General features: G+C 72.5%; 26 protein-coding genes. 14 read left to right on the top strand and 12 right to left on the bottom strand.

Annotation, left to right across the window (positions count from 1 at the left end; all coding sequences use genetic code 11):
• Positions 1-8 precede the first annotated feature (8 nt).
• Positions 9-974 (top strand): CAF17-like 4Fe-4S cluster assembly/insertion protein YgfZ, encoded by a 966-nt coding sequence (ygfZ, locus tag RNL97_RS14905; protein ID WP_243314318.1) that lies wholly within the window; start codon positions 9-11, stop codon positions 972-974.
• Positions 975-989: 15 nt separating this feature from the next.
• On the opposite strand, the gene dtd is transcribed toward ygfZ, so the two are convergent.
• A complete protein-coding gene (dtd, locus tag RNL97_RS14900) occupies positions 990-1,439 on the bottom strand; it encodes a D-aminoacyl-tRNA deacylase (protein WP_030582018.1) in 450 nt (149 codons plus the stop codon).
• A 115-nt stretch (positions 1,440-1,554) separates the two neighbouring features.
• On the opposite strand from dtd, the gene RNL97_RS14895 reads away from it, so the two are divergent.
• Genes RNL97_RS14895 through RNL97_RS14885 form a run of 3 tightly spaced genes read left to right on the top strand, consistent with a single transcriptional unit; the run spans position 1,555 to position 4,527 of the window.
• Complete coding sequence (locus tag RNL97_RS14895) at positions 1,555-2,208, top strand: RsiG family protein (RefSeq protein WP_030582015.1); 654 nt, start codon at positions 1,555-1,557, stop codon at positions 2,206-2,208.
• A gap of 51 nt (positions 2,209-2,259) precedes the next feature.
• The gene (locus tag RNL97_RS14890) at positions 2,260-3,246 is read left to right on the top strand and encodes an asparaginase (RefSeq protein WP_243314317.1); all 987 of its coding nucleotides are present in this window, start codon (positions 2,260-2,262) and stop codon (positions 3,244-3,246) included.
• Between the two features lie 24 nt (positions 3,247-3,270).
• A complete protein-coding gene (locus tag RNL97_RS14885) occupies positions 3,271-4,527 on the top strand; it encodes a GNAT family N-acetyltransferase (protein WP_030582009.1) in 1,257 nt (418 codons plus the stop codon).
• Between the two features lie 3 nt (positions 4,528-4,530).
• Here the strand turns inward: RNL97_RS14885 and RNL97_RS14880 are convergent, their stop codons facing one another.
• Both RNL97_RS14880 and RNL97_RS14875 read right to left on the bottom strand, forming a co-directional pair.
• Positions 4,531-5,364 (bottom strand): ABC transporter permease, encoded by an 834-nt coding sequence (locus RNL97_RS14880; protein WP_243314315.1) that lies wholly within the window; start codon positions 5,362-5,364, stop codon positions 4,531-4,533.
• Positions 5,357-6,358: an ATP-binding cassette domain-containing protein gene (locus tag RNL97_RS14875; protein WP_313750783.1), complete on the bottom strand. Its 1,002-nt coding sequence runs from the start codon at positions 6,356-6,358 to the stop codon at positions 5,357-5,359. Before RNL97_RS14875 ends, RNL97_RS14880 begins: the two co-directional genes overlap by 8 nt.
• Before the next feature lie 129 nt (positions 6,359-6,487).
• Between RNL97_RS14875 and RNL97_RS14870 the strand changes: the two genes are divergently transcribed.
• Together RNL97_RS14870 and RNL97_RS14865 are read left to right on the top strand one after the other, a co-directional pair.
• Positions 6,488-7,291, top strand: coding sequence for a TetR/AcrR family transcriptional regulator (locus tag RNL97_RS14870; RefSeq protein ID WP_050500028.1), 804 nt, complete (start codon positions 6,488-6,490; stop codon positions 7,289-7,291).
• Between the two features lie 19 nt (positions 7,292-7,310).
• Positions 7,311-8,000 (top strand): TetR/AcrR family transcriptional regulator, encoded by a 690-nt coding sequence (locus RNL97_RS14865; protein WP_030581996.1) that lies wholly within the window; start codon positions 7,311-7,313, stop codon positions 7,998-8,000.
• A gap of 11 nt (positions 8,001-8,011) precedes the next feature.
• Here RNL97_RS14865 and RNL97_RS14860 read toward each other — a convergent pair whose 3' ends face one another.
• Together RNL97_RS14860 and RNL97_RS14855 are read right to left on the bottom strand one after the other, a co-directional pair.
• Positions 8,012-8,707: an HAD-IA family hydrolase gene (locus RNL97_RS14860; RefSeq protein WP_243314314.1), complete on the bottom strand. Its 696-nt coding sequence runs from the start codon at positions 8,705-8,707 to the stop codon at positions 8,012-8,014.
• A 118-nt stretch (positions 8,708-8,825) separates the two neighbouring features.
• Positions 8,826-9,680 carry an alpha/beta hydrolase gene (locus tag RNL97_RS14855; protein ID WP_030581990.1) on the bottom strand — a complete coding sequence of 285 codons (855 nt, stop codon included), beginning with the start codon at positions 9,678-9,680 and terminating at the stop codon, positions 8,826-8,828.
• Between the two features lie 103 nt (positions 9,681-9,783).
• On the opposite strand from RNL97_RS14855, the gene RNL97_RS14850 reads away from it, so the two are divergent.
• From RNL97_RS14850 to RNL97_RS14835, 4 genes are all read left to right on the top strand, one after another.
• Positions 9,784-10,962, top strand: coding sequence for an alpha/beta fold hydrolase (locus RNL97_RS14850; protein WP_030581987.1), 1,179 nt, complete (start codon positions 9,784-9,786; stop codon positions 10,960-10,962).
• 107 nt (positions 10,963-11,069) lie between these two features.
• Positions 11,070-11,549, top strand: a complete 480-nt coding sequence (locus RNL97_RS14845) for a helix-turn-helix domain-containing protein (RefSeq protein WP_030581984.1) — start codon at positions 11,070-11,072, stop codon at positions 11,547-11,549.
• A gap of 34 nt (positions 11,550-11,583) precedes the next feature.
• Entirely contained in the window at positions 11,584-12,285 is a 702-nt protein-coding gene (locus tag RNL97_RS14840) for a hypothetical protein (RefSeq protein WP_030581981.1), read from the top strand.
• 139 nt (positions 12,286-12,424) lie between these two features.
• Positions 12,425-12,760, top strand: a complete 336-nt coding sequence (locus RNL97_RS14835) for a DUF2516 family protein (RefSeq protein WP_030581978.1) — start codon at positions 12,425-12,427, stop codon at positions 12,758-12,760.
• On the opposite strand, the gene RNL97_RS14830 is transcribed toward RNL97_RS14835, so the two are convergent.
• The 3 genes from RNL97_RS14830 to RNL97_RS14820 all read right to left on the bottom strand — a co-directional run bounded on the left by RNL97_RS14830 (position 12,742) and on the right by RNL97_RS14820 (position 16,547).
• Entirely contained in the window at positions 12,742-14,091 is a 1,350-nt protein-coding gene (locus RNL97_RS14830) for a PP2C family protein-serine/threonine phosphatase (protein ID WP_030581975.1), read from the bottom strand. The two genes, RNL97_RS14835 and RNL97_RS14830, sit on opposite strands and share 19 nt — an antisense overlap.
• 345 nt (positions 14,092-14,436) lie before the next feature.
• Positions 14,437-15,522, bottom strand: coding sequence for a C40 family peptidase (locus RNL97_RS14825; protein WP_313750782.1), 1,086 nt, complete (start codon positions 15,520-15,522; stop codon positions 14,437-14,439).
• 239 nt (positions 15,523-15,761) lie between these two features.
• On the bottom strand, positions 15,762-16,547 hold the full coding sequence (locus RNL97_RS14820; RefSeq protein WP_030581970.1) for a hypothetical protein: 786 nt from the start codon (positions 16,545-16,547) through the stop codon (positions 15,762-15,764).
• A 202-nt stretch (positions 16,548-16,749) separates the two neighbouring features.
• On the opposite strand from RNL97_RS14820, the gene mshA reads away from it, so the two are divergent.
• From mshA to RNL97_RS14805, 3 genes are all read left to right on the top strand, one after another.
• Positions 16,750-18,102 (top strand): D-inositol-3-phosphate glycosyltransferase, encoded by a 1,353-nt coding sequence (mshA, locus tag RNL97_RS14815; protein ID WP_030581967.1) that lies wholly within the window; start codon positions 16,750-16,752, stop codon positions 18,100-18,102.
• Between the two features lie 67 nt (positions 18,103-18,169).
• On the top strand, positions 18,170-18,682 hold the full coding sequence (locus RNL97_RS14810; protein ID WP_030581965.1) for a type III secretion system chaperone family protein: 513 nt from the start codon (positions 18,170-18,172) through the stop codon (positions 18,680-18,682).
• Positions 18,683-19,018: 336 nt separating this feature from the next.
• Complete coding sequence (locus tag RNL97_RS14805; RefSeq protein WP_243314311.1) at positions 19,019-19,828, top strand: hypothetical protein; 810 nt, start codon at positions 19,019-19,021, stop codon at positions 19,826-19,828.
• A gap of 63 nt (positions 19,829-19,891) precedes the next feature.
• On the opposite strand, the gene RNL97_RS14800 is transcribed toward RNL97_RS14805, so the two are convergent.
• From RNL97_RS14800 to RNL97_RS14790, 3 genes are all read right to left on the bottom strand, one after another.
• On the bottom strand, positions 19,892-20,134 hold the full coding sequence (locus RNL97_RS14800; protein ID WP_030581963.1) for a hypothetical protein: 243 nt from the start codon (positions 20,132-20,134) through the stop codon (positions 19,892-19,894).
• Entirely contained in the window at positions 20,131-20,379 is a 249-nt protein-coding gene (locus RNL97_RS14795) for a hypothetical protein (protein WP_010063563.1), read from the bottom strand. Before RNL97_RS14795 ends, RNL97_RS14800 begins: the two co-directional genes overlap by 4 nt.
• Positions 20,380-20,528: 149 nt before the next feature.
• Positions 20,529-20,915 carry a YunG family protein gene (locus RNL97_RS14790; protein WP_243314310.1) on the bottom strand — a complete coding sequence of 129 codons (387 nt, stop codon included), beginning with the start codon at positions 20,913-20,915 and terminating at the stop codon, positions 20,529-20,531.
• A 73-nt stretch (positions 20,916-20,988) separates the two neighbouring features.
• Here RNL97_RS14790 and RNL97_RS14785 point away from each other — a divergent pair, with 73 nt between their 5' ends.
• The gene (locus tag RNL97_RS14785) at positions 20,989-21,726 is read left to right on the top strand and encodes a class I SAM-dependent DNA methyltransferase (RefSeq protein ID WP_243314309.1); all 738 of its coding nucleotides are present in this window, start codon (positions 20,989-20,991) and stop codon (positions 21,724-21,726) included.
• Positions 21,727-21,796: 70 nt separating this feature from the next.
• Here the strand turns inward: RNL97_RS14785 and RNL97_RS14780 are convergent, their stop codons facing one another.
• Positions 21,797-22,219, bottom strand: coding sequence for a hypothetical protein (locus tag RNL97_RS14780; protein WP_313750780.1), 423 nt, complete (start codon positions 22,217-22,219; stop codon positions 21,797-21,799).
• Between the last annotated feature and the right edge of the window lie 23 nt (positions 22,220-22,242).

The following is a 22,242-nucleotide window of genomic DNA, read 5'->3' as shown; positions in this document are numbered from 1 at the left end:
CTGGGCGCATGAAGAGCCCCCTGCTGTCCCTGCCCGGCGCCGTCCCCGCCGAAGGCCGCGACGAAGGTGTCGCCGCGCACTACGGCGACCTGTTCCGCGAGCAACGCGCCCTCGCCGACGGCAACGGCTTCGTCGACCTCTCCCACCGGGGCGTCGTCACCGTCACCGGCGACGACCGGCTGAGCTGGCTGCACCTGCTGCTCACCCAGCACGTCAGCGATCTCGCCCCGCACCAGGCCACCGAGGCCCTCATCCTCTCCGCCAACGGGCACATCGAGCACGCGATGTATCTGGTGGACGACGGCACCACGGTGTGGATGCACGTCGAACCCGACACCCAGGCCGATCTGATCGCCTACCTGGAGTCGATGAAGTTCTTCTACCGGGTCGAGGTCGCCGACCGCACCCCGGAGATCGCCGTCGTCCACCTCCCGGCCGGCTCCATCGCCCAGGCCCCGGACGGGGTGTCCGTACGGGAGACCCCGCAGGGCCGGGACCTGTTCCTGCCGCGCGAGGATCTGGAGGCGTTCGCCGCCGCCCACGGGCCCGCCGCCGGGATCCTGGCGTACGAGGCGCTGCGCGTCGAGGGGCACCGGCCGCGCGTCGGCTTCGAGACGGACCACCGCACCATCCCGCACGAGCTGGGCTGGATCGGCACCGCCGTCCACCTCCAGAAGGGCTGCTACCGGGGCCAGGAGACCGTGGCCCGCGTCCACAACCTGGGGAAGCCGCCGCGCCGGCTCGTCTTCCTGCACCTGGACGGCAGCGAGGTGCACCTGCCCGGCCACGGCACGCCGGTACGGCTGGCCGCCGACGGCCAGGAGGGCCGCCAGCTCGGCTTCATCACCACCTCCGCCCGCCACCACGAGCTGGGCCCGATCGCCCTGGCCCTGGTCAAGCGGAACGTGGCCGTCGACGCGGAGCTGATCGCCGGGGACACGGCGGCCGCCCAGGAGACGGTCGTCGAGCCGTAGGCACTCCCCGTACGGCTACACCTCGATGATCACCGTGAACGGGCCGTGGTTCGTGAGCGAGACGCGCATGTCCGCTCCGAACCGGCCCGTCTCCACCTGCGCCCCCAGCGCCCGCAGCTGTGCCACCACCTCGTCCACCAGCGGCTCGGCGACCTCGCCCGGCGCGGCGGCGTTCCAGGTGGGACGGCGGCCCTTGCGGGCGTCCCCGTAGAGAGTGAACTGAGAAATCACCAGGAGGGGCGCGTTCACATCGGAGCAGGACTTCTCGCCCTCCAGGATGCGCACCGACCAGAGCTTGCGGGCCAGCTGCGCCGCCTTTCCCGGGGTGTCGTCATGGGTGACCCCGACCAGTACACACAGGCCCTCGCCGACGATCTCCCCGACGACTCCGGGGGCCGAGGGGTCGTCCGTCGCCCCGGCGACGGAGACGCTCGCACCATCCACTCTCTGTACCACTGCACGCATACAGACCAACCTATCTTGGGCTGAACGGGTACAAGACGTCAGCAGGGGCACGGGCAGGGGTGGCACGATGCACGATGTCGGTGTGCCGACGCACCGGTCGAGGGGACAAAACAGCATGAGTACATATGGAGCCGGACAATCTCCCGGTGCCGTACCGGGCGCACGTCACCGCGCCGGCACCCTGCGGTCACCCGTACAGCGCAGTCTGCCGGGACAGGGTCCCGTGCTGCCACCCGCCACGCCCGCCACCGCCACCGTGCCGGAGCAGGCCGGCGGCGACGCCGGGTTCGGCGGGCTGCGGCTGCCGGAGCTGCGGACGCTGCGCCGGGAGGCCCAGCGCGACGAGGCCGATCTCAGTTACGTACGCCGGCTCGTACAGGGCCGGATCGACATCCTCCGCGCCGAACTGGCCCGCCGCCGGGATCCGGAGGCGCCGGTGGAGGACGCCGCGGTGGTGAGCCGGCTCTCGGAGATCCTGGCCGACACCCCGTCCCGGCACCGCTCCTCCGCCCGGCACGTCACGCTGACGACGCCGCGCGGCGACGAGTTCCGGCAGCTCGCCGCCGAGAACCTCGCCGAGGTCGAGCTGTCCGACCTGGACGCCCGGACGGACGAGGAACTGCACACGGCGATGGGCCGGCTCGTCCGCTACGAACAGCAGGTCTCCCGGCGCCGTCACGAGCTCCAGCGCAGGGCCGACGATTGCGGCGCGGAGATCGCCCGCAGGTACCGTGACGGGGAAGCACAAGTGGACGACCTGCTCGCCTGAAGCGACCCTTCCGGGCGCGGGTCCCGCACCCCCGTCCCCGGAAGGCCACCCATGACGTCGAGCGCCGCCCCGTCCGCCATATCCTCCGTCCCGGCAGCCGCCCCGCCCGTCCTGGCCGAGGTCGTGCGCTCCGGGTTCACCGAGGGCCACCACCGGGGGTCGCTGGTCCTGCTGGCCGCCGACGGCAGCGTGGAGCGGGCGATCGGCGATCCGGCGGCTCCGGTCTTCCCCCGGTCCTCCAACAAGCCGATGCAGGCCGCCGCGATCCTGCGGGCCGGCCTCGGCCTGACGGGCGAACGGCTGGCGCTGGCCGCCGCGAGCCACTCCGGGGAGCCCTTCCACCTCGACCTCGCGCGGAAGATGCTCGCCGAGCACCGACTGAGCCCCGCCGACCTGCAGACCCCGCCCGACCTGCCGCTGGACCCGGTGGAGGCGGAGGCATACCTCGCGGCCGGGAACGTACGCGAGCGGATCACGATGAACTGCTCCGGCAAGCACGCGGCGATGCTCGCCGTCTGCGTCCGCAACGGCTGGGACACGGCCACCTACCTCGACCCCGCCCACCCCCTCCAGCAGCTCGTCGGCCAGGTCGTCGCCGAAGCCGCGGGCGAGCCGGTCGCGGCGGTCGGCACGGACGGCTGCGGGGCTCCGCTGATGGCGATCGGGCTGACCGGTCTGGCCCGCGCCTTCCGCTCCTTCGTGCGGGCGGAGCCGGGGAGCGCCGAGCGCCGGGTCGCCGACGCGATGCGCGCCCACCCGGAGTACGTCGCGGGCACCCGGCGCCCCGACACGTGGCTGATGCGCGAGGTGCCCGGGACGCTCTCCAAGATGGGCGCCGAGGCGGTCCAGGCGGTCGCCCTGGCCGACGGGCGGGCCCTCGCCTTCAAGATCGACGACGGGTCGGCCCGGGCGCTCGGCCCGGTGCTCGCCCGGGCCCTGGAGCTGCTGGGCGTGGACGCCCCCGTGGTCGCCAGGATCGGACGCTCGCCGCTGCTCGGCGGGGCGGCCGAGGTCGGGGAAATTCGCGCGACATTCTGAACCCTGCCTGCTTAGCGTGGAGGAATGAGCCTCGATGCCCGCCCCGTCACCCCCGCCGAGACCGCCGACTGGATGAAGGCGGTGGGCACCGGCTTCCTCACCCCCACCGCCGAGAAGCCGGGCGAGGAGCTGGTCGCCGACCGCTTCGGCGACGCGGACCTCTCCCGTATGCAGGGCGTCTTCGACGACGGGCGGTGCGTGGCGACGTTCCGCTCGTTCGCCCAGCAGCTGACCGTGGTCGGCGGGGCCACCGTGACGGCCGACGCGGTCACCGGGGTGACGGTGTCGCCCACGCACCGCCGCCGCGGACTGCTCAGCCGGATGATGGCCACGGACCTGGCGGCGGCCAAGGAGCGCGGCGAGGTGGTCGCCTCGCTGATCGCCGCGGAGTATCCGATCTACGGGCGGTACGGCTTCGGCACCGCCTCCTGGACCGCCGAGTGGGAGATCGCGGTGCACCGGGCCGGGTTCGACCCGCGCCGCTCCGGGCAGCCGTCGGACGGCGGCCGGATCGAGCTGGTGGACGGCGCCGACGTCCGAAAGACCGGCCCCGAGGTGCACGCGGCGCTGGCGGCCCGGCAGCCCGGCTTCGTCGGCCGGGGCGAGCGCTGGTGGCGGACGCGTACGGGCGTCGCACCCCGCGCGGAGCACGAGACGTGGACCGAGCCGTTCTACGTCGTGCACCGCGCCGCGAACGGCGAGGCCGACGGCCTGCTGGTGTACGGCGTGGACGACAAGTGGGGCGACTCCAAGCAGCCGCTGAACACCGCTTCCGTACGGGACATGATCGCGCTGAACCCGGCAGCGGAGCGGGCTCTGTGGCACTACCTCTGCTCGGTCGACTGGATCACCACGGTCCGCTCGGGCTACCGCGCCCCCGACGACCTGCTCCCGCTGCTGCTCCCCGACCCGCGTGCGGCCCGCATGGTCACCCACGTGGACTGGCTGTGGCTGCGGATGCTGGACGTGCCGCGCGCCCTGGAGGCCCGGAGTTACGCCGTCGGGGCCTCGCTCGTCCTCGACGTCCGGGACGCCGCGGGGCTGGCCGGGGGCCGCTTCCTGCTGGAGGCATCGGACTCCGGCGCACGCTGCACCCCCACCACCCGGAGCGCCGATCTCGCCCTGGACGTGGCGGAGCTGTCCACGCTGTACCTGGGCGACGAGTCCGTGCGGCGGCTGGTGGACCTGGGCCGGGTGGAGGAGCTGCGGCCGGGTGCGGCGACGACGGCGGACGCGGTGTTCCGCACGGGCCGCCGGCCCTGGTGCCCGGACGTGTTCTGAGCGTCAGCGCGTCCGGATCCGGAACAGCGTCCCCGAGGCGCCGACCGCCACGGCGAGCAGCCCCGCCGCCCAGGCGAGCGCGATCCAGGGGGTGTTGCCCACGTCCTGGCCGAGCAGCAGCCCGCGCAGCGACTCGATGGCCGGGCTGATCGGCTGGTGGTCGGCGAAGCCGTGCAGCCAGTCCGGCATGTTCTCGGTCGGGACGAACGCGCTGCTGGGGTAGGGCAGGAACGACATGAAGAACGTGAAGCCGCTCGCCGCCTCGGGGGTCCGGGCCAGCAGGCCGATCGCCGCCGAGATCCAGGACAGGGCCACGATGTAGGCGACCAGCACGACGGCCACCAGGAGCCAGCCGCTCCAGGTGGCGGCGGGGCGGAAGCCGATCAGCAGGGCGACGCCGAAGACCAGGGCAGTGGCGCAGAGATTGCGGACGGTGCTGGCCGCCACATGCCCGGCGAGCACCGGCGTACCGCCGACGTCCAGGGAGCGGAAGCGGTCGATGATGCCGCCCTTCATGTCCTCGCTGACGGCGGTCGCGGTGGTCGCGGCCCCGAACCCGGCGGACAGGAGCAGGACGCCGGGGACGACGTACATGACGTACGAGTCGTAGTCCGTCCCGGTGTCGATCGCACCGCCGAAGAAGTAGACGAAGATCAGCATCAGCATGATCGGCAGGGCCAGGGACGTGATCAGCGCGTCGATGTTGCGGCTGCTGACGCGCAGGGCGCGGGCGGCCATGACGGCGGTGTGGGTGAGCGGACCGGGCCCGCGTCCGGGGTCGTGGGCCCGCTCGGAGTGCCGGTCCGGGCTCCTTTGCTGAACGGCGGTGTCAGACATGGGTGGATGCCTCCGGGGTCGAGGGCGCGTCCGTCGCGGGTGCGTTCGACGTCAGCGCCAGGAAGACGTCGTCGAGGGTCACGCTGTGCAGGCTGAAGCGTTCGATCTCCCGGCCGGCCGGGTCGATCTCGTCGAGCAGGGCGCGCACCTGGGCCGCCGAGCCGTCGGTGGGGATGCCGAGCGTCAGGGTCTCGGGGGAGTGGTGGACGGCCCGGCCGGCGAGCCTCAGATAGGCCTCCTGGCTGGTGAGGACCAGGTCGAGGCGGTGACCGCCGACGCGGGACTTGAGGTCGGCCGCGGTGCCCTCGGCGGCGATCCGGCCCCGGTTCAGCAGGGCGATCCGGCCGGCGAGGCGGTCGGCCTCCTCCAGATACTGGGTGGTGAGCAGCACGGTCGCCCCGCGTGCGGCCAGCTCGCGGACGGCCTCCCAGAGCTCCTGGCGGCTGCGCGGGTCGAGGCCGGTGGTCGGCTCGTCCAGGAAGAACACCCCGGGCTCCGGTGATCCGACGAGTCCGGCGGCCAGGTCGAGCCGGCGGCGCATCCCCCCGGAGTACGTCCGGACAGGGCGACGGGCGGCCGCGGTGAGGTCGAAGCGCTCCAGCAGCTCGGCCGCGCGGCGTCGGGCGGCGGCCCGGGACTGCCCGGTGAGCCGGGCCATCATCCGCAGGTTCTCCTCGCCGGTCTGGGTCCCGTCGACGGCGGCGAACTGGCCGGTGAGGCTGATGGAGCAGCGCACCGCGCTCCGGTCGGCGACGACGTCGTGCCCCGCGACCCGGGCGCTGCCGGAGTCGGCCTCGGTCAGCGTCGCGAGGATCCGCACGGTGGTGGTCTTGCCCGCGCCGTTCGGCCCCAGCAGGGCGAAGACGGTGCCGCGTCCGACCTGGAGATCGATGCCGTCGAGAACCCGGACGGCGGGCTTCCCGTAGGACTTGGTGAGGCCGTGCGCCTCGATGGTGGCGGTGGCGTGTCCGCTCGGCCGGATCGGGTCGGTCATGTCCGGACCCCCTTCTGCGTATGGCATACGCGTTATTGCGTAAGCCTTACGCATCTCTAGGATGGGGTCAAGGCGTACGCGGGCACGGGGCACGGCCTCGGACACCGGGAGCCGGGCGAAGGGGATGCGGTGGCGGAGAAGAGCAGCTCGGGCGGCGGCGACCTGCCGGCCAGCCTGGAGGCGGCCTGGGGGCTGCGGGACCGCCCGGCGAAGGGCCCGAAGCCCGGTCTGAGCCTGGAGCGGATCGTGGCCGCGGCGGTGGACGTCGCGTCGGCCGACGGGCTCGCGGCCGTGTCGATGGGCCGGGTCGCGCAGGAGCTCGGCGCGTCCACGATGTCGCTGTACCGGTACGTCTCCGCCAAGGACGAGCTGTACGTCCTGATGCAGGAGGCCGCCTTCGGCCCCCCGGAACCGCTGTCCGCCCTGGAGTCCGGCGCGGGGTGGCGGGAGGCGCTGGCCGAGTGGGCGTCCGCGCAGCGGGACCGGTTCCACGCCCACCTCTGGCTGCTCCGGATCCCCGTCGGGGGCCCGCCCGCCACCCCGAACTCGCTGGCCTGGTGGGAGCAGGGGCTCCAGGCGCTGGAAGGCAGCGGGCTCGGCGAGGGCGACAAGACCTCGGTGGTCCTGCTGGTCTCCAACTTCGTCCGCAGCGAGGCGCTTTTGATGTCCGACCTGGCCGCTGCCGTGACCGCGCGCGGGGTGTCGCCCGAGGAGGTGACGGCGTCCTACGAGCGCACCCTCAAGCGCCTGGTCGACCCCGTCCGGCACCCTGGGATCTCCCTGCTGCTGGAGTCCGGGGCGATGAGCGAACCGGAGGACCCGGACTACGAGTTCACCTTCGGGCTGGAGCGTCTGCTGGACGGGGTGGAGGCGCTGGTCCGGAAGGCGGGCGGCGGCCCCCGCGCCTGTGCCGACGACGTCGGGTCCGCCTGAGTCCGGGCGCGTACGCTTCATGGTCATGAACGGAGAGAACCCCGCGAACGGCGACCGTTCCGATTCCGGTTCCGGCGACGGGCCGGTGCCGGGCGGCCTTCGGGAGCGCAAGAAGCGGTTGACCTATCAGGCGGTCTCCGACGCGGCGATCAGGATGTTCCTGGAGCGGGGCTTCGACAAGGTGTCGGTGGCGGAGGTGGCGGCCGCGGCGGACATCTCCAAGCCGACGCTCTTCCGGTACTTCCCCGCCAAGGAGGACTTGGTCCTGCACCGGTTCGCCGACCACGAGGACGAGGCGGCCCGGGTGGTCACGGGCCGCTCCCCGGACGAGACCCCGCTGGACGCCCTGCGCCGCCACTTCCTCGACGGCCTCGACCGCCGCGACCCGGTGACCGGCCTCTGCGACGTACCGCAGGTGCTGGCGTTCCTGCGCCTGCTGTACGGAACACCGTCCCTGGTCGCCCGTCTCCACGCCTACCAGGGCCGCTCCGAGGCGGCCCTGGCCCGCGCACTCGGCGGCGGGTTGTCCGACCGGCTCGCGGCCGGACAGGTCATCGCCGTCCTGCGCATCCTGGCCCTGGAGAACTGGCGGCGGATCGACGCGGGGGAGAGCGCGGACCGGGTCTACGCGGCAGCGGTCCAGGCGGCCGAGGAGGCGTTCGTCCAGCTGCGGACGGGCTTGGAGCCTCCGCCGCGGCCGCGCGGCTGAGGGCGTGGGCGTCAGCGTGGGGTGAGCGCCGCCCCGTCCGCCCCGTCGGCCTCCGCCGAGCAGGGCCCCAACGCCCGCCGCAGATCCGCCGGTTCGCGGTAGAGGGCGGTGGTCATGCCGAGGGCGGCGGCCGCGTCGACGTTCTCCTGGCGGTCGTCCACGAACAGGCACCGCTCCATCGGTACGCCCGCTCGCTCCGCCGCGATGCGGTAGAGGGCCGGGTCGGGCTTGGCCACCTGCTCCACCGCGCTGCTCACGACCGCGTCGGCGAGGTCGGTCAGGCCCAACAGCGCGAGGTACGCGTCCAGTTGGAGGGTCGCGTTGGTGACGAGGACCAGCGGGACGTGGGTCCTGGCCCGGCGCAGCAGCGACACCACCTCCGCGTCGGCCCGGAACGGCGCGTCCGCGAGCGCCCGGCCCAGCTCGCGGGCCCGCTCCGCGCCCACCCGTTCCGCGAGCCCGGCGGCGATGGACTCCGCCCAGGCGTCCGGGGTGATCCGGCCGAGCAGCAGCGGGAGGTCGATCTCGGGCGCGTAGCCGATGTCCGTCGTGGTGCCTTCCGGTAGTCCGGCCGCCTGCTCCAGGGCGGCGAGGGGGGCGGTGTCGTAGAAGCGGATGACGTTGTCGAGATCGCAGAGCACCGCGTCGAAGGCGCGGTCGCCGGGCGAGCGATCGGGGGCGCTGTCGGGGCCATGGCCCGTGTTCATACCTGGTCTCCCCGCCGTTGTGGCCTTCGACGGGGGCGGCCGGCCTCGCGCTGCCGGCGCCGGAGATGACGGCCTCCTCCTCCGACGGCTACCGGCCGCCGGCCGCCCCGTACGGGTGTCAGAGCGCGGCGAGTTCGGCGAGCAGCTCGGCGGCCGGCTGCGGGCGGACGAGCCAGCGCAGATGGCTGCCTTCGAGGGTCCGGACGTCGAAGGGGTTGTCCGGCGTCAGCGCGTCGGCCTCGCGGATCATGCGGTCCTGCAGGGCCGGCGGGAGGCTGGTGTCGGCGGCCAGGCGCACATAGGTCCGGGGGATCCGGCCCCAGGTCGCGGCCTGCGCCCGGTCGGCCGACGTACCGACGTCGAGGTTCTCGTCGGGCTGGAAGGTGTTGAGGAAGGTCCGGAACTCGTCATCGGTGAGATCCGCGGCGAACGCCTGCCTGAACGCGGCGAGGGCCGCCGGGTCGGCGGTGCGGAAGTTGACCCGCAGCAGGCCGAGTTCGGCCGGGTTCCCGAGGAGTGCCAGGGCCAGGGCTCCCGCGTCGACGTCGGCCATCTCCGGCTCGGCGTAGTAGTCGCCCACGTCCAGATCGACGGGGCACCAGGCGGAGACGTAGACGATCCGGTCGATGAGGTCCGGCCGGGCGTTGGCGACGGCGGTGGCCGTGGCGCCGCCCCGGCTGTGGGAGACGAGGATGGTCGGCCCGTTCCGCCTGGCCCGTTCGAGGACCTGGATCACGTGGGCCGCGTTGTCCGCGAGGGTGACCCCCTTGATGGCCCCCGGTTCCGCGGCCAGCGCACCGAGATCCTGGGGCGTCTGGTAGGCGGCGGGGTACGTGGCCCCGAAGCCGTGCCCCGGAAGGTCGACCGCGGCCGACCGGTGCCCGAGCAGGGCGAGTTCGGCCTGGAGCGGCGCGAAGGAGAACGAGTTGGCGAAGGCTCCGTGAACGAGGACGAAGGTCGGTGGATTCTGCATGCTTCAGCCTCCAACAGAACGATCTTCGGGACAAGGGCCGGGAAGGGGCGCGGACTTCCCTCTCGCTTGACCTGGACCGAGGTCCAGGGGTGAGGCTTGCGGCATGAGTGAGGCAGATGAGCTGTTCGGTATCGCGGAGGTCTCGGCCGCGATCGGTCTGGAGCCCGACACGTTGCGGTACTTCGAACGCCAGGGGGTCGTACCGTCTCCACAGCGCGACGGGGCGGGACGCCGCCGGTACACGACGGCCGACATCGAGCTGATCCGCATGCTGGTCCATCTCCGCGAGACGGGGATGCCCCTGGCCGATATCGCGCAGTTCACCGGCGCCGCCGGCAAGGCGGCCGATCCCGCCAGGCTCCGGGTGGAGTTGCTGACGGCTCATCGCCGTCGCATCCACGACAGGCGCGAGGAGCTGGACCGTGCGCTCGATGTCATCACCCGGAAGATCGCGGACTTCAGCGATCGGACCACCAGTCCCGCGGACCTTCTCGAACGACCCGACTGCGCGATCTCCTTCGGCGCCCAGGGCGAGGGCCCCCTGCTGTTCCTGGTCGGCGCGCCTGCCGGGCGGGCCGGATTCGCGGCGCTGGCGCACGAGCTCGCGGGCCGGTTCACCGTCGTCACCCACGATCCGCGCGGTATCGGTGCCAGCCGTGCGGTCCCGGGGATGGCCGCGCCCACGCCCGAGGTCCTGGCCGAGGACCTTGCCGCGCTGGTCGACAGGTTCACCGGAGGACCCGCCCTGTTCGTCGGTACCAGTGGCGGTGCCGTAACGCTGCTGGAGCTGGGCAGACGGCATCCCGAGATGGTCGGCCGGGCCGTCCTGCACGAGCCGCCCCTGGTGTCGCTCCTGGATGACGCGGACCTGGCGGCCCGGGCCGCGGCAGCGTTCAGTGTGGCGGAGGCCGACCCCCAGCGGGCCGTGCGGGAGTTCTTCGACCTCAGCGGAGCCGCCCACCGCACGGGACCGGATCAGACGCCTCCGGCCCCTGTGGTGCTCCCCCCGCTGCCGGCCGGGGAGCTCGCCAGGAACCGCTACTTCCTGGGGCGGATGGCCGGCCCCACGGTCTTCTACGCCCCCGACGCCGAGGCCGTCCGCCGCGTGCCGCTGACGCTGTGCGCCGGCTCGCTGAGCCATCACCAGATGGCGCGCCGGGCGACCGAGGCACTCGCCGGGCTTCTGGAGCTGCCTGTGATCGACATGCCCGGCAACCACCTCGGCGCAAGCGCCGAGCCGGCCGAGTTCGCCCGGGCCCTGAGGCCCCTGCTCGCACACTGAACACCATTCCGGGGGCACCGCGGAGCCCCCGGCTCCGATCCGCGGCACGCGACACTTTTGCAAGCATGTGCTTGCAAAAGTTAGCAGGAGTGTTGCACTATCGAGGCATGGCATCACTCAACGTCGGCAATCTCGGTGACTACCTGCGGGAGCAGCGCCGTGCAGCGCAGCTCTCGCTGCGGCAGCTCGCCGATGCCACCGGGGTGTCGAACCCGTATCTCAGCCAGATCGAGCGCGGTCTGCGCAAGCCCAGCGCGGACGTGCTCCAGCAGGTCGCCAAGGCGCTGCGGATCTCGGCCGAGACCCTGTACGTCCGTGCGGGGATCCTCGACGAGCGGGAGCGGGAGGAGCTGGAGACTCGGGCGGTCATTCTGGCCGATCCGTCGATCAACGAGCGGCAGAAGAACGTTCTGCTGCAGATCTACGACTCCTTCCGCCGCGAGAACGGCTTCGCGCCCGGGCCCGACGCCGACCTGGGCGCGGACGCGGAAGCGGACGCCGGTGTGGACGCCGGCAGCGATGCCGGGACCCGTAACGGCGACGACGCCGGTACGGGCACCACCAAAGACCAAGACCCTCACAGCTAGCAGCTGGTTCTGATGATCCGGGAGGACCACAGTCATGGCCATCACCGATGACCTGCGCAAGACCCTCACCGACCCCACCCCCCTCTACTTCGCCGCCGGTACGGCCGACCTGGCCGTCCAGCAGGCGCGCAAGGTGCCGGCGTTGATCGAGCAGCTGCGGGCCGAGGCGCCCGAGCGGATCGACGCCGTGCGCAACACCGACCCCAAGGCCGTGCAGGAGAAGGTGACCACGCAGGCCAAGGAGGCCCAGGCCACCGTGCAGGCGAAGGTCACCGAGGTCTTCGGTTCCTTCGACGCCGCCGACCTGAAGAAGCTCGGCGAGAGCGCTCAGGACCTGGCCCTCCGCAGCGTGGGCGTGGCAGCCGAGTACGCCGTCAAGGCCCGTGAGGCGTACGAGAAGGTCGCCGAGCACGGCGAGCAGACCGTACGGACCTGGCGCGGGGAGACGGCCGACGAGATCGTCGAGATCGCCGCCGTCGTCGAGGCCGAGCCGAAGGCCACCCCCAAGCCCGCCACTCCCAAGCCCGCCACCTCCAAGGCCGCCTCCAAGGGCGCGGCCAGGAGCACGCCGGCCGCCGGGGGCTCCGTGAAGGCCGCCCCGGCCAAGCCCGCCGCGACGAAGGCCGCGCCCGCCACCCCGGCGAAGTCCGCCGAGGCCAAGGCCGGTCCCGCCAAGAAGGCGCCCGCGCCCCGCAAGCCCGCGGCCGGGAAGACCCCGCCGGCCGACGGCAAGTGACCCTCACGGGTCCTTGCCCGACGCTGTACGCGTGACCGGGACGCGGGGCGGGCACCTTTACGGGTGGCCGGTTCGTTGTCCCGGTACCTTGGCCCTCTCGGCCGCAGGGCGCTCATCCACTCACTAGGCGGTACACAGCATGTTGCTCTCAGGATTCGGCACGATTCTCCAGCTGCTCTATCTGGCGATGCTGGTGCTGGCCGTGGTCGCGTTCGTCTTCGCGGCGACCGCCCGTGAGGACGCCTACCGTGCCGCCGACAAGAAGAAGAAGTCGTTCTGGCTGATCATTCTCGGCATCGCCGTCGCCGTGAATCTGCTCATCCCGATGCTCTTCCTGCAGCTCGCGGGCGTCGTCGCGTCGATCGTGTTCATGGTCGACGTGCGCCCCGCGCTCAAGGAGGTCTCCGGCGGCGGTGGCCGCCGCGGCGGCTCCAGCAGCGACGGCCCGTACGGCCCCTACAACGGCGGGCGCTGAGCGCCCAGGGGGCGTGCGACGACGGATGACGCGGGGCGGGAGCGCGGTGCGCTGCCGCCCCCTCGTCGTATCCGCTCCGGATCGCGGCCCAGCAGCAGGACCGCCACATCGTCGGTCAGCTCGCCGCCGTTCAGCTCCCGCACCTCGGCGACCGCCGCCTCCAGCAGCTCCTCGCCCGCCAGGCCCTGTTCCAGCCGGCCGTTGACCATCGCGACCATGCCGTCCTGGCCGAGCCGCTCGCTGCCGCCGGTCCCCACGCGCCCCTCGATGAGCCCGTCGGTGTACATCATCAGGCTCCAGGCGCCGCCCAGCTCGACCTGCCGGCGCGGCCAACGGGCCCGCGGCAGCAGCCCCAGCGCCGGGCCGCCGTCCTCGCACGGGAGCAACCCGGCCGGCCGGCCGTGGCGGGCGAGCAGGGGCGCGGGGTGCCCGGCCAGGCAGAGTCCGGCCCGCCGCCCGTCGGGCGCGATGTCGACGGTGCACAGCGTCGCGAAGATCTCCTCGCTCTGCCGCTCGTGCTCCAGCACCTGCTGGAGCGTGGAGAGCAGCTCGTCCCCGCACAGCCCGGCCAGGGTCAGCGCCCGCCAGGCGATCCGCAGCTCGACGCCGAGTGCCGCCTCGTCCGGGCCGTGGCCGCAGACGTCGCCGATCATCGCGTGCACCGTGCCGTCCGGGGTGCGGACGACGTCGTAGAAGTCGCCGCCGAGGAGCGCACGGCTGCGGCCGGGGCGGTAGCGGGCGGCGAAGCTCAGGCCGGAGCCGTCCAGCAGCGGGGTGGGGAGCAGGCCGCGTTCCAGGCGGGCGTTCTCCTGGGCGCGCAGCCGGGACTCGGTCAGCTGGTGCTGGGCCATGTCGGCGCGCTTGCGCTCCACGGCGTACCGGATGGCGCGGCTCAGCACCCGGGCGTCCAGCTCGCCCCGGAAGAGGTAGTCCTGCGCCCCGACGCGTACCGCCTCGGCCGCCAGCTCCGGGTCGTCCTCGGCGGTCAGCGCGAGGACCGCGTGGAGCGGGGCGATGCGGAGTACGTGGGTGAGAGCCGCCAGCTCGACGGCCCGGGCGGAGACGGGGCCGTCGCCCGGGCCGCTGTCGGAGCCCGTGACCGGCAGGGCCAGGTCCAGCAGGATGCAGTCCACGTCGTCGGTGAGCAGCCGCGCCGCCTCGGTGAGGTTGCGGGCGGTACGGATACGGACCCGGGTCCCGGCCGCCGCCGAGAGCTCGGGGACGGTGAGGGTGGTGCCCGCCGGGTCGTCCTCGATCACCAGCAGGGTGAGGTCGCCGTGGGAGGTCTCCGCAGCGGGCACGGAGCGCTGCTGCGGTACGGGTACGGGCATCGGTTCTGGTTTCCTTCCCTCCCCCCGAGGGCGCGGCGGGTCGACGATCGACGATCCGCCAGTCGGGGACGATAGCGGTCCGCGGTGGGGGAACGGAATGGCGCGCGGGGACCGGTGCCTGTCCTATGCGCCGTCATAAGCCGCGTCCCGACACGGATCCGGCGCGATGGGCGGTCGTACCGGGGCGGGTGCGCCCATGACAAACATCACGCGCCCACGGGCAGCGGCGTGGCCCCGCTCACAGCCGCCCGGGCACCGGACGGCACGGGCGCGCTCACGTGGCCCGGGTCACCCCGGTGGGCCCTCTACTCGCCCGGGCGGGCCCCTACTTGTCCGGGCGGGCCCCTACTTGTCCGGGCGGACCACGCCGAGGATCTTCATCGAGCCCGCGCCCGCCAGCGTGACGTTGCGGCCGGGGCGCGGGGAGTGGACGATCGCGCCGTCGCCGACGTACATCCCGACGTGGCTGGCGTCGGCGTGGTAGATGATCAGGTCGCCGGGGCGCATGTCCTGGATGTCGATGCGCGGCAGCAGCCGCCACTGCTCCTGCGAGGTGCGCGGGATCGGCCGCTTCGCCGCCAGCCAGGCCTGGGACGTCAGGCCGGAGCAGTCGTACGAGCCGGGGCCCTCGGCCCCCCAGACGTACGGCTTGCCGATCTGCGCCGTCGCGAAGGCCACCGCCACCGCTCCGGCCTCGCTCGCCTCGCCGCTGACGTCCTTGATCGCGCCGGAGGAGAGCCAGGCGGTCTGCGCCGCGTTCGCCGCGTCCTGCTCCAGTTGGCGCAGCCGGTCGCGCTCCTTCTTCTCCAGCTGCGATTCGAGCTTCTCCGCCGCCTTGATCTGCGCGTTGATCTTCTTCTTGGCCTTGGCCTGCCTGACCCGGTCCGCTTCCAGCTTCTCCCAGTTGGCGCTGGCGTCCTGGGTGTACGTCTCCAGGTCCTGCTGCGTCTGGTTCAGCTCGGTCAGCAGTGACTTGGATGCCTGCTGGCCCTGGCGGACCTTGTTGATCCCGTCCAGGAAGAGCTTCGGATCGTTGCTCAGGGCCAGCTGCGCGCCGGGCGGCAGGCCGCCGTTGCGATACTGCTCGCGGGCCTGGGCGCCGGCCCGGTCCTTCAGCGCGGCGATGCGCGTCTGGCCCTCGACGATCGCCTTGGCCAGCTTCACGATCTCGCCGGACTGCTTCTTCGTCTGCTCCTCGGCGAGGTTGTACGCGTCGGTCGCCGCGCCCGCCTTCCGGTACAGCGTCTCGATCTGCTCGCGGACCTTCTCCAGGTCCGCGTTGGAGTAGCGCTGCGGCGAGCCGGCCGGGGAGGAGGACGAGGACGGCGAGGGCTCCGGAACCGGGGCGGCCGATGCCTGGCCCGTGGACGTCAGCAGGGCCAGCGCACAGACCAGCGTGATGGCGGCCGTGGCGCAGTGGCGTCGGTTCACGAGCTCCCCCTCCGGGCGCACCTGACTTACCGTCAGTAACTTCTCGGCGACGTCGCGATCGTGCCATGCCGTCCTCCAAAGCAACAGAGGCCGACGGCACCCGGCACGTCACACAGCGCCCGCACAGGGCCACTTCGCCATCCCCACCCACAGGGACGAACGATGCCCCCGCGGCGTTCCCGGAGCGGGCGATCTCTGCCCGATCGGGGAGAAGTTCAGGTCCGCGTTCAGGTCGGCGTTCAGCGGTTGCCGGGCCGCAGCGCGTCCCACTCCACGGTGATCTCGCCCTGCCGCCACCGCCGTACCCCGTCCACCACCGGCCAGTCGGCCGCCACCGCCCGCGCCGCCGCGATCCAGCGCTGCCGCGCACCCAGCGAGGCGTACGGGGAGGCGGCCGCCCACGCCCGGTCGAAGTCCCGCAGGAACGCGTGGACCGGTTCGCCCGGCACATTGCGGTGGATCAGCGCCTTCGGCAGACGTTCCGCCAGGTCGGACGGGCGCTCCAGTGAGCCGAGCCGGGTCGCGAAGGTGACCGTGCGCGGTCCCTCGGGCCCCAGGGCCACCCAGACGTGCCGGCGGCCGATCTCGTCGCAGGTCCCCTCCACCAGGAGCCCGTCCGCATCGAGTCGGGAGCACAGCCGCGCCCAGACCTCGGCGACCTGGTCCTCGTCGTACTGGCGCAGCACGTTCGCCGCCCGGATGAGCAGGGGCCGCACCGCCAAGGGGACCTCGAAGCCCCCGTGCACGAAGGTGAGCCCCTCCCGCTCGTACGGCTTCGCCGCCGCGACCCGGTCCGGGTCGATCTCGATCCCGGCCACCACGGTGCGCGGCTCGGCGGCGCGCAGCCGGTCCAGCAGTTCGACCGCGGTCCAGGGGGCCGCCCCGTACCCGAGATCGACGGCCACCGGCGTCCCGGCGCGGCGCAGGGAGGGCCCGTGCGTGTCGGCGATCCAGCGGTCCATGCGGCGCAGCCGGTTCGGGTTGGTGGTCCCGCGGGTGGCGGTGCCGATGGGGCGCTGGCGCATGGGTCGAGCCTATGCGACGAGGTGAGGGGTGCCCGGTTCCGCCTGGTCCCTGCCCGCCGGTCAGGCGCGCGGTGGGACGCGCCGCGGGCCGCGTAATGATTTGGCAAAGCGGAAATGAAAGGCGGCATTCCACTGTTTCGACCATCGGAGGGGCCCCCACGCCCTCCCCCGCAGCATGCCCCTATCGAGGAGGACCGACGAGGTGAGCCAGTACGTCTCCCGGCTCGGCTCCACCCGGACGGCCGCGCGCCTCAGGTTCCCCGGAGGCTTCTCCGGAGCCTCCCGCAAACCGCGCCGCATCGCGATGCTCTCCGTGCACACCTCCCCTCTCCACCAGCCCGGTACCGGCGACGCGGGCGGGATGAACGTCTACATCGTCGAGCTGGCCAAGCGCCTCGCCGCGATCAACATCGAGGTCGAGATCTTCACCCGGGCGACCACCGGCTCCCTGGCCCCCGCGGTCGAGCTGGCCCCCGGCGTCCTGGTCCGGCACGTCGACGCCGGACCGTACGAAGGTCTCGCCAAGGAGGACCTGCCCGCCCAGCTCTGTGCCTTCACCCACGGCGTGATGCAGGCCTGGGCCGGTCAGCGCCCGGGCTACTACGACCTCGTGCACTCCCACTACTGGCTCTCCGGCCAGGTCGGCTGGCTCGCCGCGCAGCGCTGGGGCGTACCGCTCGTGCACGCCATGCACACCATGGCCAAGGTCAAGAACGCCGCGCTCGCCGAGGGCGACGCCCCCGAGCCGCCCGCCCGGGTCATCGGCGAGACCCAGATCGTGAACGCCTCCGACCGGCTGATCGCCAACACCGCCGAGGAGGCCGACGAGCTCGTCCGCTTCTACGGCGCCGACCCGGCCGCCGTCGCCGTGGTCCACCCCGGCGTCAACCTCGACCGCTTCCGCCCGGCCGACGGCCGCGTCGCCGCGCGCGCCCGGCTCGGCCTGCCGCAGGACGCGCTGATCCCGCTCTTCGCGGGCCGCATCCAGCCGTTGAAGGCCCCGGACGTGCTGCTGCGCGCGGTGGCCGTGCTGCTGGACCGGGACCCGGCGCTGCGCTCGCGCATCGTGGTGCCGGTGGTCGGCGGGCCGAGCGGCAGCGGGCTCGCCAAGCCCGAGGGGCTCCAGAAACTGGCCGCGCGCCTCGGTATCGCCGACGTCGTACGGTTCTGTCCGCCGGTGGGCCAGGACCGGCTGGCGGACTGGTTCCGGGCCGCGTCGGTGCTGGTCATGCCGTCGTACAGCGAGTCCTTCGGCCTGGTCGCCATCGAGGCCCAGGCGGCGGGCACGCCGGTGGTCGCGGCGGCCGTGGGCGGACTGCCGGTCGCGGTGCGCGACGAGGTCAGCGGCTTCCTGATACCCGGGCACGAGCCGGAGGCGTACGCCCGCGCGCTCGGGCGGTTCGCGGACGCGCCGGAGCTGGTCGACCGCATGGGTGCGGCCGCCGCGGCGCACGCCCGGTCCTTCGGCTGGGACACGGCCGCATCGGCGACCGCCGACGTGTACACAGCCGCGCTCTGCGACCACCGCCGCCGGGCCCGGGCGCACCACGGCTGAGCCGCCCGGGCGCACCACGGTTGAGGCCCCTCATGCCGCCCGCACCGGGCTGTCGTACGCTCGCTGCATGGCTGACGCACCCGACGAGACAGCAGCGGCCCAGGTCATCGAGGCGACGCTGAACGATGCCGGGCTCGCATGGGAGAGCCCGGAGCGCGGCAACTACGTGGTGACCCTGCCGGGCACGCACAAGCTGTCGACGACCTGTTCCCTGATCGTCGGCAAGCACTCCCTCTCCCTCAACGCGTTCGTCGTCCGGCACCCGGACGAGAACGACGCCGAGGTGCACCGCTGGCTGCTGGAGCACAACCTCCGCCTTTTCGGGGTGAGTTACGCGATCGACTCGCTCGGCGACGTCTACCTGGTCGGCAAGCTCCCCCTGTCGGTGGTCACCGCCGAGGAGCTGGACCGGCTGCTCGGCGTGGTCCTCGAAGCGGCCGACGGGGCGTTCAACACCCTGCTGGAGCTGGGTTTCGCGAGCTCGATCCGCAAGGAGTACGCATGGCGGGTGGCGCGCGGTGAGTCCACCCGGAACCTGGACGCGTTCAGCCATCTGACCCGGGGTGCGTCCGACAGCTGACGCTCCTCCCCGGGCGTAACTCCCAGGTCCTGTCGGCGGCTTCGGTCCGACGGCCCGGGGATCACCGACCCCGAGGCCGTACAGAACGTGGAGGAGGGGCGGGGCCCGGTCGGAGACGTGGATGACGTCCCTTCGGGAGGGGTTGTACAGCCCTTCCGCACAATCCATTCACAGGGTGATCACAGCGGAATCACGATCACGGAAGGGCCTTGCCGGACCGGCCTTCGCTCACGGGTTCGATCGTAAAGTGTGGATCACTGCGACGGCCCGTCCCAGACGGCGTCGAAGTGCCGTACGGAGAAGGGGCGGTTGCTCACCGAACCGGAGAGAAGAACCATGCGCGCCACTGCCGTACGACGTACCGCCCTCGCCGCCTCCGCGGCCGCCCTCGCCCTGCTGGCCACCGCCTGCAGCGGCTCGTCGGACGCCGACGGCAAGGACGGCAAGGACGAGAAGGGCACCGCGAACGGGAACAGCTCGGCCCCGAAGGCCCCGGCCGAGGCGCTCACCGCCGCCGAGCTGGAGAAGGCCGCTCTCGCCCAGGGCGACGTGGAGGGCACGAAGGTCACCAAGGCCGGTCCGGCCGACGAGGTCCCGGCGGGCGGTGTCAAGGTCGACAAGGAGGCCTGCCTGCCGGTCGCCCACGCCATGTACGGCGTGGCGCAGAAGGGTGCGGTGGCCACCACGAAGCGCAAGGTGATCGACGAGCCGAAGGCCGACGGCAAGAAGTCGCTGGAGGACGTGGCGAAGGGCGACGGCGCCGACGCGTTCAAGGACGCCTTCAACCTGACGTCCACCTTCGTCGCGCTGCACTCGTACGAGGGGACGGCGGGCCCGGATGCGTTCGCCGCGCTGAAGAAGGCCGCGGCGGACTGCGCGGGCGGCTTCACCGCCACGGTCGCCGGGACGCCGACGAAGGTCGTCTCGATGACCGAGGAGAAGATCACCGGCGGCGAGGAGGCGGCGGCCTGGACGGTCACCTCCGAGGACGACGGCACCACCATGCCGGTCAAGCTGGTCGCGCTGCGCAAGGGGGGCAGCGTGGCGACCTTCTTCGCCTTCAACCTGGCGGCGGCGGGCGGCGGCGACGTGAAGTTCGGGCTGCCGACCGCGGTCGTGGCGGCCCAGGACAAGAAGCTCGCCTGACGTACGCCCGCGGCGCCTCTGTCCTGATCCACCACGGGGCAGGGGCGCCGCGGCCGTGGGGGATCAGGGCAGCGGCACGAGCCGGACGACGGTCACGGTCAGGACGGACCGGGAGACGTAGTAGAGGACGATGGCCCCGGCGACGGTCGCCTCACGCCGGTCCCGTTCGCTCTTGACGGCGGAGGAGGCGTGCCCGTAGGGCTCCTTGCCGAGGGTGCGGACCATCTCGTCCCGGAAGGACTCGCCGTCGCGCATCTTGGCCAGGGTGTCGTCGGCGGGCGGTGCGTAGGAGATGCGGAAGCTCAAGCGACGCTCCGCCTCTCGGCCTCGTCCCGCGCCAGCCGGTCCAGGATCTTCTCGGCCTCGGGATCGGGGACGGCCTCCAGCATCCAGTGCCGCATGACGGCCTGGATCTCGTGCACCCCCGCCTCGTTGATCGCGAGATCGAACTCCTCGCGTCTCTCCTCGGGGAGCGTGGCCCGGATGTCCGGGATGCTGTTGGGCACCTCGACCTCGGTACCGCCGACGAAGGTCTTCAGAGACTCACCCATGATCGCTCTCCTCGATCTCCTTGCCCTGGACGGTGCCGTCACGGGCGGCGTGTCGGCATGGGCTCACCGTAGTGCGTACGAGGCGCATTCCGGCCGACCCGGCCGGGCACGGATCGGCCACGGATCAGGCCGGATGCGGCACTTGGGGCTCAGCTCCGCCCGAGCTTCGCCGCGACCCGGTCGCGCAGGAGCGCGTACTCCTCCTGGAGCCGCGGCAACTCACCGGGCGGCCGGACGACGGCCTCACCGCCCACGACGACCTCCTCGGGTCCGAACTGCTCCCGGGTCAGGTCGAGCTCGATGCCCATGCCCAGCCGGTTCCACCAGTGGAAGTCGGTGCGCACCCCGTCGACATGGACCTCACCCCGGACCAGCTCCCCGCCGAGCAGGTCGTTGAGCACCATGGCGGTCACCCCGCACTGATCGCGCGCCGGATTGGCCGGAGTCCAGCGGTCGCGGTACTCCGGGGTGCAGGTCTCTGCGCTCCAACTGCTGCGCAGGGCCTGCTCGATGTCGGTGAGGAGGTGGATCGTCATGATGGCCATCGTGGCAGGGGGTACTGACAATTGCGTCGACAGACGTCCCGGGAGCCCGGCAGAGTGGTCGCCCGTGACGAGCAGTGAACTGTGGACCCGGGAGACCGCCGACCGCTACGACGCCGAGGAGGCCGAGAACTCCTCGCCCGCCGTCCTCGAACCGACCCTCGACCTCCTCGCCGAACTCGCCGGAGACGGAAAGGCCCTGGAGTTCGCCATCGGCACCGGCCGCGTGGGCGTGCCGCTGCGGCGACGCGGCGTACCGGTGACGGGCATCGAACTGTCCGAACCGATGGCGGTGGTGCTCCGCCGCAAGGCCGACGAGAAGACGCTCCCGGTGGTGATCGGGGACATGGCCACGACGGTCGTTGCCGGCGAGTTCACCCTGGTCTACCTCGTCTACAACACCATCTCGAACCTGCTCACCCAGGACGAACAGGTCGCATGCTTCGAGAACGCGGCCCGGCATCTGGCCCCCGGCGGCCGTTTCGTCATCGAACTGGTCGTGCCGCCGCTGCGGTTCCTGCCGCCCGGGCAGGTCGCGGTGCCGTTCGACGTGTCCGAGCGGCATCTCGGCTTCGACACCTTCGACCTGGTCGAGCAGCTCCTCGTCTCGCACCACTTCACCCGCGACGACGACGGCCGCTACCGCCGGGGCGCCTCCCGCCACCGCTACGCCTGGCCGGCCGAGCTGGACCTGATGGCCCGTATCGCGGGGCTGGAGCTGGAACGCCGGATCGGGGACTGGGACGGCACGCCGTTCACGGACGACTCCGCCAAGCACATCTCGGTGTGGCGCAAGCCGGACTGAAGCCCTCTGGGCCCGAGCACCGACGAGACCTCTGCTCAGCGGGCGGTACGTCGTCACCGACCGGACGAGCTCACATCCGCTTGAGCCCGATGCACTGGAGGATCGCGAAGCCGCCGACCGTCAGGCTCTGCAGCACGATCCAGACCGCACCGACGCCGGTCGGAGAGAGCGCACCGGAGACCGCCGCCACCAGGCTGAGCACGACCCACAGCAGGTTCGCCACGACGACCGCCATCAGTTGCGTGCGGCTGATCTCCTTCCGCGTCCCGATGGCGAGCACTCCCACCGCGTAGAGGAGCAGGAACGCCCCGACCGGGTACTGGACCGCCGTCGGGACGCCGAAGAAGGAGTCGAGGACCGTGGCGAATGCCAGGTACGCGATGCCGTTGAGGCCGGTGGCCACCGCGTCCAGTTTGAGCGCCAACCTCGCGAAACCGTCGGTTCCCCTCGCCCCCGCGTCTGAGGCAACCCGGTCGTACTGCGTCGAAGTCATCGCTGTCTTCCTCTCGTGCACAA

Source organism: Streptomyces parvus, from assembly GCF_032121415.1.
GTDB lineage: Bacteria > Actinomycetota > Actinomycetes > Streptomycetales > Streptomycetaceae > Streptomyces > Streptomyces globisporus_A.
Note: the sequence above shows the minus strand (reverse complement) of the source record. Positions and strands in the feature narration are given on the sequence as shown.